Source organism: Microbacterium bandirmense, from assembly GCF_037204185.1.
Classification (GTDB): Bacteria; Actinomycetota; Actinomycetes; order Actinomycetales; family Microbacteriaceae; genus Microbacterium; species Microbacterium bandirmense.
Map to the genome: position 1 here is coordinate 1 of NZ_JBBDGM010000024.1, position 10,170 is coordinate 10,170.

The 10,170-nt window shown below is 68.4% G+C and carries 12 protein-coding genes; 6 read left to right on the top strand and 6 right to left on the bottom strand.

Going from position 1 to position 10,170, the window contains the following annotated elements:
• The coding region (locus WDU99_RS16930) for a ParB/RepB/Spo0J family partition protein (protein ID WP_337333648.1) at positions 1–1,421 on the top strand (1,421 nt) is incomplete at its 5' end.
• A gap of 7 nt (positions 1,422–1,428) precedes the next feature.
• On the opposite strand, the gene WDU99_RS16935 is transcribed toward WDU99_RS16930, so the two are convergent.
• A complete protein-coding gene (locus tag WDU99_RS16935) occupies positions 1,429–1,749 on the bottom strand; it encodes a hypothetical protein (RefSeq protein WP_337333649.1) in 321 nt (106 codons plus the stop codon).
• A 210-nt stretch (positions 1,750–1,959) separates the two neighbouring features.
• On the opposite strand from WDU99_RS16935, the gene cmtR reads away from it, so the two are divergent.
• Genes cmtR through WDU99_RS16955 form a run of 4 tightly spaced genes read left to right on the top strand, consistent with a single transcriptional unit; the run spans position 1,960 to position 5,079 of the window.
• Entirely contained in the window at positions 1,960–2,319 is a 360-nt protein-coding gene (gene cmtR, locus WDU99_RS16940) for a Cd(II)/Pb(II)-sensing metalloregulatory transcriptional regulator CmtR (protein WP_337333650.1), read from the top strand.
• Entirely contained in the window at positions 2,316–4,229 is a 1,914-nt protein-coding gene (locus WDU99_RS16945; protein WP_337333651.1) for a heavy metal translocating P-type ATPase, read from the top strand. The genes cmtR and WDU99_RS16945 overlap by 4 nt, the downstream gene beginning before the upstream one ends.
• A complete protein-coding gene (gene lspA, locus WDU99_RS16950; RefSeq protein WP_337333652.1) occupies positions 4,226–4,768 on the top strand; it encodes a signal peptidase II in 543 nt (180 codons plus the stop codon). The genes WDU99_RS16945 and lspA overlap by 4 nt, the downstream gene beginning before the upstream one ends.
• Positions 4,765–5,079, top strand: coding sequence for a hypothetical protein (locus tag WDU99_RS16955; protein ID WP_337333653.1), 315 nt, complete (start codon positions 4,765–4,767; stop codon positions 5,077–5,079). The genes lspA and WDU99_RS16955 overlap by 4 nt, the downstream gene beginning before the upstream one ends.
• Positions 5,080–5,216: 137 nt before the next feature.
• Here the strand turns inward: WDU99_RS16955 and WDU99_RS16960 are convergent, their stop codons facing one another.
• From WDU99_RS16960 to trxB, 5 genes are read right to left on the bottom strand one after another with little or no spacing between them, the layout of a single operon-like run.
• Positions 5,217–5,621, bottom strand: coding sequence for an arsenate reductase ArsC (locus WDU99_RS16960; protein WP_337333654.1), 405 nt, complete (start codon positions 5,619–5,621; stop codon positions 5,217–5,219).
• Between the two features lie 15 nt (positions 5,622–5,636).
• Complete coding sequence (locus tag WDU99_RS16965) at positions 5,637–6,641, bottom strand: metalloregulator ArsR/SmtB family transcription factor (RefSeq protein WP_337333655.1); 1,005 nt, start codon at positions 6,639–6,641, stop codon at positions 5,637–5,639.
• Positions 6,638–7,726 carry an ACR3 family arsenite efflux transporter gene (gene arsB / locus WDU99_RS16970; protein WP_337333656.1) on the bottom strand — a complete coding sequence of 363 codons (1,089 nt, stop codon included), beginning with the start codon at positions 7,724–7,726 and terminating at the stop codon, positions 6,638–6,640. The genes WDU99_RS16965 and arsB overlap by 4 nt, the downstream gene beginning before the upstream one ends.
• A complete protein-coding gene (trxA, locus tag WDU99_RS16975; RefSeq protein WP_337333657.1) occupies positions 7,723–8,049 on the bottom strand; it encodes a thioredoxin in 327 nt (108 codons plus the stop codon). The genes arsB and trxA overlap by 4 nt, the downstream gene beginning before the upstream one ends.
• A complete protein-coding gene (trxB, locus tag WDU99_RS16980; RefSeq protein WP_337333658.1) occupies positions 8,046–9,020 on the bottom strand; it encodes a thioredoxin-disulfide reductase in 975 nt (324 codons plus the stop codon). Before trxB ends, trxA begins: the two co-directional genes overlap by 4 nt.
• Before the next feature lie 157 nt (positions 9,021–9,177).
• Here trxB and WDU99_RS16985 point away from each other — a divergent pair, with 157 nt between their 5' ends.
• Entirely contained in the window at positions 9,178–10,146 is a 969-nt protein-coding gene (locus WDU99_RS16985; protein ID WP_337333659.1) for an IS481 family transposase, read from the top strand.
• Positions 10,147–10,170: the final 24 nt, after the last annotated feature.

A 10,170-nucleotide genomic window follows, 5' to 3' on the forward strand; every position in this document is an offset into this window, starting at 1 on the left:
CCGACGCCGAGGACGTGCCCGTTTACGTCGTGGACGCGTCCGACGAGAAGCGCATCCGCATCATCCAGCAGTACATCACCAACGAACACCGCGCAGGCCTCACAGACACCGACCGGGCCGAGGCATGGCGGCAGTTGGCGCTGGACGGGATGAGCGTCACTGCGATCGCCAAGCAGACCGGTGCCAAGCGCACCACCGTCAAGACCGGCCTTGCCGTCGCCGAAAGCGACATCGCCAAGATCGCCGTGGCCCAGCACGCCCTCACCCTCGATCAGGCGCTCATCCTCACCGAGTTCGACGACGACCCGGACGCGCTGGCCGAACTCACCAGCGTCGCTGCACGTGACCCGGAATCGTTCGACCACTACGCCCAGCGGCACCTGGACGACAAGGCCACCAAGGAGGAAATCGCGTCCCTGCGCGCCCAGTACGAAGCAGACGGATACACCGTCGTGGACTACCCGGCATGGGGCGACCATGACGTGGCGTTCCTCCATGATCTCGTCACCGCAGACGGCGAGCGCGTCACCGAGGAGAACTACGCCGGAAAGGACGGGCACGCCGTCGCTATCGGGGAGCGGTGGGGGAGCATCGACATCGCGCACGTCGTCGTGAACTGGCGTGAGCATGGCCTGACCTCCATCCGGCACAGCCAGCCCACCACCCGATCTGGGGCGATGACCGAGGAGGAGAAGGCCGAACGTCGCCGCGTCGTCGCGAACAACAAGGCATGGGTCAGCGCGGAGAAGGTACGCCGCGCATGGGTGACCAAGTTGCTCGGGCGGAAGCGTCTGCCCTCCCAGGCGCTCGCTTTCACGGCAACCGTGATCGCGGATAGCCGTTACGAGGTCACCCGCGCCGCAAACGACGGGCACGACATGGCCGCGACCCTCCTCAATCTCGACGGTCAGCGCCACTACGGACAGCCGCACCCCATCGCCGCGATGACCCAGGCCACCCCGACCAAGGCCGGACACGCACTGCTCGCCGTCGCACTCGGCGCTCTGGAAGCGGCAACCGACAAGAACAGTTGGCGCAACCCCGACCAGGCGACCCGCCAGTACCTCGACCAGCTCGCCGCATGGGGATACACCCTCTCCGACGTCGAAACCCTCATCGCCGACCCCGACAGCGCCACCCGCGCCGAGGACACCCCCGAGGACGACACCGCCAGCGAGAACACCGCCGCCGAGGAGACGAGCGACGAGGAGACGGATGCCGCCGCCGAGGAGAACGGCACGGACGAGGACGACGCCACCAGCGCCGCCACCGACGAGGAAGGGGTGGAGGACGTGACCGCGCTCGAGAACCCCGCCGATGCCGAGGAGTCGTCGACCGAGACGGACGCCGCCGACGCCACCGAGGCAAGCGGCACGGACGAGGACGACGCGACCGACGCCGGGGCCGAGGTCGCGGCCTGACCTGCCGTCAACAACCACAGGGGTCGGTCATCGCATCGCCGGTGGCCGGCCCCACCCCTTCATCCCGTTTCACGACTTCACAGGAGCAGACATCATAAGCACTCAGATTCTCGACCGCATCACCGCCGCCGACCCCGACCAGTAGGAGCGCTACGCACGCATCGCGCTGGCGTGCCTGACCATCCCCGGCGAACCGAATACGCCCGCCGCCCGACTCACCGGCACCAACGGCCCCGCTGTTGTCCAGCACACCCTCGATACCCTCCCACCCGCCATCGCTGAGCGGACCGTTATCGACGCCCTCGACAGCGCCGCGGACGGCACCCATCGGGTACTCATCCCCACCGACGCGGAATGGCCCACGGGGCTGGACGACCTCGGCGCGGATCGGCCCGTCGCGCTGTGGGCATCCGGAGATCTTGACCTCCTCACCGGCACTGCCGACTGCGCCTATTGGTAGCCCGCGTTGTTCAAGACGGCGCTATTGCCTTAGTTGACGAATCGATATTAGGTCAGCGGTTGCTGTATAGTTCAGTGCATGCTGACTATTGCTTCTCGCCTCGACGTCATGAACCGGCTCGGCCGGGCCATGGCGGACCCGACGCGCTCCCGGATCCTGATGACCCTGCTGGACGGGCCGAGCTACCCGGCCGTGCTCTCGCGCGAACTGGAGCTGACGCGCTCCAACGTGTCGAACCACCTGACCTGCCTACGCGACTGCGGGATCGTGGTCGCCGAGCCCGAGGGACGGCAGACCCGCTACGAGATCGCCGACCCGCACCTCGCGGCGGCGCTCACGGCGCTCGTGGACGTGACGCTCGCGGTGGACGAGCACGCGCCGTGCGTGGACGCCGAGTGCACTGTGCCGGGCTGCTGCGCGACGGGAGCGGGCGAGTGAGCGCGGCGTGCGGCTGCGACGAGCCGGAGACCCGGGTCGGCGAGGAGGCCGAGGAAGAGCGGGAGCGCCCGTGGTGGCGCGACCGCGGGATCATGGTCCCGGTGTTCTCCGGCGTCGCCTTCGGCACGGGCCTGGTCCTGGAATGGACGGGTGCGGAGATCCCGGCGCTGGTGGCGTTCTGGATCGGCCTACTGCTGGGCGCGTCGACGTTCACCCCGGGCGCGATCCGCAAGCTGTTCACGGGCAAGCTGGGCATCGGGCTGCTGATGACGATCAGCGCGGTCGGCGCGGTCATCCTCGGCTACGTCGAGGAGGCGGCCGCCTTGGCGTTCCTGTACTCCATCGCCGAAGCGCTGGAAGACAAGGCCATGGACCGGGCCCGCGGCGGGCTGCGGGCGCTGCTCAAGCTCGTCCCGGAGACCGCGACCATCCGGCAGGACGGCGCGTCCGTGGAAGTGGCCGCGAAGGACCTCCAGATCGGGCAGCTCATGCTGGTGCGTCCCGGGGAGCGGATCGCAACCGACGGGATCGTGCGCGCCGGTCGTTCCAGCCTGGATACGTCGGCGATTACCGGGGAGTCAATCCCGGTCGAGGTCGATCCGGGGGATGCGGTGTCGGCCGGGGCGATCAACACCGCCGGTGCCCTGGAGGTCGAGACGACCGCGGCGGGCACGGACAACTCGCTGACCACGATTGTGGAGCTCGTGGAACAGGCTCAGACCGAGAAGGGCGACCGCGCCCGCCTCGCGGACCGCATCGCCCGCCCCCTCGTGCCTGGCGTCCTGATCCTCGCCGCCCTCGTCGCGATCATCGGCTCGCTGCTGGGCGACCCGGAGCTGTGGATCACCCGCGCCCTCGTGGTGCTCGTCGCCGCGTCCCCGTGCGCGCTGGCGATCTCCGTCCCGCTCACCGTCGTCGCCGCAATCGGCTCGGCGAGCCGGTTCGGCGTGATCATCAAATCCGGCGCGGTCTTCGAGCGGTTCGGCGTGATCCGCCACGTCGCCGTCGACAAAACCGGCACCCTCACCCGCAACGAGCCCGCCGTCACCGCCGTGCTCACCACGGACGGCGTGACCGAGGCGCAGGCGTTGGCATGGGCAGCGTCGCTGGAGCAGCACAGCACCCACCCGCTGGCCGCCGCAATCACCGCCGCCTCGCCCGGAGCCCCCGCCGCCCTGGACGTCACCGAGCAAGCCGGGCACGGCATCGAGGGCACCCTCGACGGGGCCCGGATCACCGTCGGCAGTCCCCGATGGCTGGACGCGGGGACGCTCAAGGACCGGGTCGCGGGCCTGGAGGAGCAGGGCATGACCGTCGTGATCGTGCACCGCGACAGCGTCCCGGTCGCCGCGATCGGCGTCCGCGACGAGCTGCGCCCCGAGGTCCCCGAGGTCGTACACACTCTCGTGGCCCAGGGTGTCGGGGTGACCATGCTCACCGGCGACAACGCCCGCACCGCCCGCGCCCTGGCCGCGCAGGCCGGGATCGAGGACGTGCGCGCCGAGCTGCGCCCGGAGGACAAGGCCTCAGCGATCGCCAAGCTCGGCGAGAAGCACGGGTCGGTCGCGATGATCGGCGACGGCATCAACGACGCCCCCGCCCTGGCTGCCGCGGACATCGGTATCGCGATGGGCGCGACAGGTTCCGACGCCGCGATTGAGTCCGCCGACGTGGCTTTCACCGGTCACGACCTGCGGCTGCTGCCGCGCGCGTTCGACCATGCCCGCCGCGGACGGCGCATCATCAACCAGAACATCATCCTGTCCCTGCTGATCATCACCGCCCTGTTGCCGCTGGCCCTGTTCGGCGTGCTCGGCCTCGCAGCGGTGGTGCTGGTGCACGAGATCGCCGAGGTCGTCGTGATCCTCAACGGTCTCCGCGCTGCCCGGACGAGGAAGACCGCGTCGTGACCGCGCAGGATGCCGTCGTCGAGAGGAACCGCGGGTCGGCTGCGAGCCGCAGGAGGGCGCTCGGTCTCGCGCTCGTCGTGGCCGTGCTCGCCCTGGCCGTGGACCAGGGGTCGAAGGTTCTTGCCGTTGCGCAGTTGACTTCTGTAGGACGGATCCCGCTGATCGGCGACCTTTTCGGCCTGTCACTGGTCTATAACCCCGGAGCCGCGTTCTCGCTCGGCTCCGGGGCCGCTTGGATCTTCACGGTCGTCGGCATCCTTGCAGCCGGGACGGTGGTCGTGTTTGCCGTGCGGCTGCGCGGTGCCCGGTGGGGCATCGCTCTGGGCCTGGTACTCGGCGGCGCGCTCGGCAACCTCGTCGACCGACTCCTCAACCCTCCCTCGTTCGGGCAGGGGGACGTCACCGACTTCCTCGCCTACGGAAACCTCTTTGTGGGGAACATCGCTGACGTCTTCGTCGTCATCGGTGTGGGAGTGGTCTGTCTGAACCTCCTCACGCCGACGAGAGTCGGCGGCGCACGAGCGGAAGGCATCTCATGAAGATGGAACTGCTGCACATTGTCGGCTGCCCGTACACGGACATCGCCGAAGCCAACGCGCGCGCTGCGCTGGACGCTCTCGGGCTCGGGGCCGTGCCTATCGAGCTGGTGACGATCCGCACAGAGGAAGAGGCGGAGAATACCCGGTTCGGAGGATCGCCCACGATCCTCGTCGACGGCGTCGACCTGTTCCCGACGGCACCGGTTCGCTCGCTTGTGTGCCTGTGCCAGGTCTACGCGACGGAAAGCGGGTTTGCCGGAGAGCCTACGCAGGAGCAGATTGAAGCAGCGCTGCGAGGCGCGTCCCGGTAGAGCGAGAACGGGCTGTAGCGCGATCGATGGGGCACGTCTCACGGCACATCGGTGTTCGCCGCAGGGATCAGGAAACCCGAGACACGGCGGAGGGGGCGGGGCCAATGGCCGCTGCCCCCTCCCGTGCTCGCAGTCCCTCAGACGAGCAGTTCGGCGAGGAGGGTCTCGACGCGGGCCTTGATGTCGTCGCGGATCGGGCGCACTGCCTCGATGCCCTGCCCGGCGGGGTCGTCGAGCTTCCAATCCTCGTAGCGCTTGCCCGGGAAGAACGGGCAAGCGTCGCCGCAGCCCATGGTGATCACGACGTCGGAGTCCTGGACAGCCTCCGTGGTGAGCACCTTCGGCTGTTCGGCGGTGATGTCGATGCCGACTTCGCGCATCGCCTCGACCGCGACGGGGTTGATCTGGTCGGCGGGCATGGATCCGGCGGAGCGGACCTCGACGCGGTCGCCTGCGAGCTCGCGGAGATAACCGGCGGCCATCTGGGACCGACCGGCGTTGTGGACGCAGACGAAGAGGACGGAAGGCTTCTGGTCGGTCATGGTGGTTCGCTTCTTTCAGTCGGTGAGAGTGGCGAGGAGCTCGCGGACGCGGTCCTCGATGTCGTGGCGGATCGCTTCGACGCCCTCGGCCGAGGCCAGTGCGGGGTCTCCGACGGCCCAGTCCTCGTAGCGGACGCCGGGGATGATCGGGCAGACGTCGCCGCAGCCCATGGTGATCACCACGTCGGCCGCGCGCACGGCGTCGTCGGTGAGTGGCTTCGGGAACGCCGTCTCGGCCTCCTGCTGCCCTTCGATCTCGGTGAGCAGGGAGCGCACGTGCGGGTGCACGTCCGACGCCGGGGCGGAACCTGCGGAGCGGGCGACGACGCGGCCGTCGGCGAGCTGGTTGACGATCGCGGCGGCGAGCTGGGAGCGGCCCGCGTTCTGCACGCACACGAACAGCACCTGCGGCACCCCGGTCGTCCGATCACGGATGAGGTCGGCGAGGCGCTGCCGGGCGAACCGTTCGGTCAGCGGGATCATGTGCGTCGTCAGCTTCGCCGACCGCACCAGGCTGGCGTAGGACTCGCGCACGATCGCGATCACGAGGTCTCGGTTGAGCCCGGTCAGCTCGTCCGCGAGCTCTTCGGCGAGGCGGGTGACGCGGGCGTCCATCTGCTGCAGGGCCGCGGCCCGTGCTGCGGTGTCTTCGGGTTCGTCGGTGACGGCCGCGGCGGGAGCGAACGCGTCGAGGAGGGACGCGACGGCGCGCTGCTTGCCCGGTGCGATGCGGTAGTACACCCAGGTGCCTCGCCGTTCGGACCGCAGCATCCCGGTCTCCTTCAGCACCTTCAAGTGGTGCGAGACCGTCGGCTGGGACACGTCGGCGAGGTCGGCGAGGTCGCACACGCAGGACTCGCCGCGCGGGTCGGTCGCGATCGCGGACAGCATCCGGAGCCGCAGCGGGTCAGCGAGCGCCTTCAGCGCGCCGGCCACGGTGGTCGCGGCCTCGGTCCCGATGGCGTGCGTCGCAGACGGCGCGCACGCCTCCTTGTCGGGGAAGACAGCAGTGTCTGTCATGACGTCCTCGATTCGGTGGCGTAGGGGTCGGTGTGGAACCAGGCCTTCGCGGCCCAGAGCGAGACGTAGACCAGGCCCACGAGCACGGGCACTTCGATGAGCGGGCCGACGACCCCGGCCAAGGCCTGGCCGGAGGCCGCGCCGAAGGTGCCGATCGCGACCGCGATGGCGAGTTCGAAGTTGTTGCCCGCGGCGGTGAACGCGAGCGTCGTGGAGCGCGCGTAGCCCAGGCCGAGTGCCTTGCCCAGCAGGATGCCGGCGAACCACATCAGCGCGAAGTAGACCAGCAGCGGCAGCGCGATCCTGGCGACGTCCATCGGCCGCGAGGTGACCTGTTCGCCCTGGAGGGCGAACAGCAGCACGATCGTGAACAGCAGCCCGTACAGCGCCCACGGCCCGACCCTCGGGATGAACGTCTCCTCGTACCAGTCGCGCCCCTTGCGCTTCTCGCCGATGAAGCGGGAGGTGAAGCCGGCGACCAGCGGGACGCCGAGGAAGACGAGCACATTCAGCGCGATCTGCCAGACCGAGATCTCTAGCCCTTGCGTGTCCAGCCCCAGCCAGCCCGGCAGGACGGTGAGGTAGAACCAGCCCAGCAGGGAGAACGCGACGACTTGGAACACCGAGTTGATCGCCACCAGCACCGCGGTCGCTTCCCGGTCACCGCAGGCCAGGTCGTTCCAGATCACGACCATCGCGATGCAGCGGGCGAGCCCGACGATGATCAGGCCGGTGCGGTACTCGGGCAGGTCCGGCAGGAAGATCCAGGCGAGGGCGAACATCACCGCAGGTCCCACGAGCCAGTTCAGTACGAGCGAGGAGACCAGGAGCTTCTTGTCGCCGGTGACGGCGGCGGCCTTGTCGTAGCGGACCTTCGCGAGCACCGGGTACATCATCACCAGCAGGCCCAGCCCGATCGGGACCGAGATCCCGCCGACCTCCATCGCGGATAGCGCGTCGGAGAGCACGGGCACGAAGCGGCCGAGGAGGAGACCGGCGATCATGGCGAGGCCGATCCACAGCGGCAGCCACTTGTCGAGGGTGGAGAGTCGTTTCGGGGCGGTGCGGGTCAGGGTGTCGGTCATGCGAGCAACTCCTCGAGCTTCGCCGCGTAGACGGGCTTCGGGTGCGCGCCGATCAGCACGTCCACCCGTTCCCCGTTCCGGTAGAACCCGAGGGTCGGGATCGAGGTCACGCCGGCCGCGGTCACGGTCTCGGGGTTCTGATCGGCGTCGACCTTCACGATCTTCACCCGGCCCGCGTACTCCCCGGCGAGCTGGTCCAGGATCGGGGCGATCGCCTTGCACGGGCCGCACCAGGTCGCCCAGATGTCGACCACGACGGGCAGCTCGGACTCGAGCACCTCGGCCCGGAAAGTGGCGTCGGTGACGGGGGTGACGGTGCTCATGCGGAAACCTCCAGAACAGGTGCGGAAACGGTGGCGGGAGCAAGGTTCGACAGGTAGTGCTGGGCGTCCTGCGCGGCCGCGCAGCCGGTGCCCGCGGCGGTGATCGCCTGCCGGTACGTGTGATCGACGAGATCCCCGGCCGCGAACACCCCGGCCAGGTTCGTCCGCGTCGACGGGTGCGCGACCCGCACGTACCCGTCCGCGTCGGTGTCGACCTGGCCGGTCACGAGCTCTGAACGCGGGTCGTGCCCGACCGCGACGAACACCCCCGTCGCGTCGAGTCTCCGCTCGGTCCCAGTGACGCTATCGCGCAGCGTGAGCCCGGTGACCTGCTCGTCGCCGAGGATCGCGGCGACCTCGCTGTTCCAGGCGACGTCGATCTTCGGGTCGTCCAGCACGCGCTGCGCCATGATCTTCGACGCCCGGAACTCGTCCCGGCGGTGCACGACGGTCACTTTCGACGCGAACCGGGTGAGAAACAGGGCCTCCTCCATCGCGGAGTCTCCGCCGCCGACCACGGCGATCTCCTTGTCGCGGAAGAAGAACCCGTCGCACGTCGCGCACCAGGACACTCCGTGCCCGGACAAGCGGTCCTCCTCGGGGAGGTCGAGCTTGCGGTACGCGGAGCCCATCGCCAGGGCCACCGCCCGCGCCAGATACGTGGCCCCGGCACCGGTCTCGATGATCTTCACGTCGCCGTCGAGGTCGAGGCGGGTCGCGTCGTCGTAGACGATCTGAGCGCCGAACCGTTCAGCCTGCGCCCGCATCGACTCCATCAACTCCGGACCCTGCACACCATCGACGAAGCCAGGGAAGTTCTCCACCTCGGTCGTCGTCATCAACGCCCCGCCCGCCGTCACCGAGCCGGCGATCACGACCGGGGCAAGCCCCGCACGAGCAGCGTAGACCGTTGCGGTGTACCCGGCGGGACCGGACCCGACGATGACCAACTCGACCTCTTGATTCGACATGTATCTATATTGACGCTTATCGAAGCACGCGGCAAGTCGGCGAGGCGCATCTAGGTGTACCCGGTCATCAGGTTGGTGACGGTGATGGGGTTGTGGAGGGGGAGAACCTCCGGGCTTAGTGGAGATATCTGACGTCTTCACTACCACGGAGGTTCTCGTGTCTCACCGTAATGCTCGTTTGACTGTTCATGGTCGTCGGTTGATCGTCGCTCGCGCCCACCAGGGGTGGCCGCAAGCGCATATCGCTGCCGCGATGGGTGTTTCTCGTCGGTGCGTTGCCCGATGGCTCGCCCGCTATCGCGACGAAGGTGCCGTCGGATTGGAAGACCGCTCCTCACGGCCGGCGAGGATGCCGACAAAGACACCGAAGCGCACGGAGCAAGCGGTATTGGCGGTGCGGGAGGCTGAGCGTCTCAGCCGTGACGAGATCGCAGCCCGGCTCGGGATAGCTCCTCGGACGGTGTCACGCATCCTTGCTCGGCACGGGATGCCACACCTGAGTGAACTGGACCCGATGACCGGGGAGAAGATCCGCGCATCGAGGAAGACGACAATCCGGTATGAGAAGGACGATCCCGGTGAGTTGGTCCATATGGACGTGAAGAAGCTCGGCCGTATCCCGGATGGGGGCCGGTGGCGTGCCCGGGGACGTCCCGCCACGCAGGCGGAGAAGAACAAGCGGCCCAAGATCGGCTACGACTACGTCCATTCCCTCGTCGACGACAACTCCCGCCTGGCATACTCCGAGGTCCTCTCCGATGAGAAGGGCACCACATGCGCGGGATTCCTCGAACGCGCTATCGCCTTCTTCGCCTCCCACGGCATCCCCCGCATCGAACGGCTGATCACAGACAACGCCTGGGCCTACAAGAACTCCTTGCGCGGTGTCTGCGCCGCCTACGGCATCCGGCAGAAGTTCATCAAGCCGCACTGCCCCTGGCAGAACGGGAAGGTCGAACGCTTCAACCGCACCTTGCAAACCGAGTGGGCCTACCGGCAGGTGTTCACCAACAGTCACGAGCGCACCGCCGCACTTGCACCCTGGCTCGAGCACTACAACAATGAACGACGCCACTCAGCTCTCGGAGGCAAGCCCCCAATCAGCCGACTGCGACCAACGTCCTGACCGGGTACATCTAGGTGGTGTTTG

Coding starts and splice junctions, on each gene's coding strand:
- trxA (WP_337333657.1), bottom strand. CDS start 8,049: ATGAGCACCGTCACCCCCGTCACCGACGCCACTTTCCGGGCCGAGGTG.
- arsB (WP_337333656.1), bottom strand. CDS start 7,726: ATGACCGACACCCTGACCCGCACCGCCCCGAAACGACTCTCCACCCTC.
- trxB (WP_337333658.1), bottom strand. CDS start 9,020: ATGTCGAATCAAGAGGTCGAGTTGGTCATCGTCGGGTCCGGTCCCGCC.
- cmtR (WP_337333650.1), top strand. CDS start 1,960: ATGCTGACTATTGCTTCTCGCCTCGACGTCATGAACCGGCTCGGCCGG.
- WDU99_RS16935 (WP_337333649.1), bottom strand. CDS start 1,749: ATGGGTGCCGTCCGCGGCGCTGTCGAGGGCGTCGATAACGGTCCGCTC.
- WDU99_RS16960 (WP_337333654.1), bottom strand. CDS start 5,621: ATGACCGACCAGAAGCCTTCCGTCCTCTTCGTCTGCGTCCACAACGCC.
- WDU99_RS16955 (WP_337333653.1), top strand. CDS start 4,765: ATGAAGATGGAACTGCTGCACATTGTCGGCTGCCCGTACACGGACATC.
- WDU99_RS16965 (WP_337333655.1), bottom strand. CDS start 6,641: ATGACAGACACTGCTGTCTTCCCCGACAAGGAGGCGTGCGCGCCGTCT.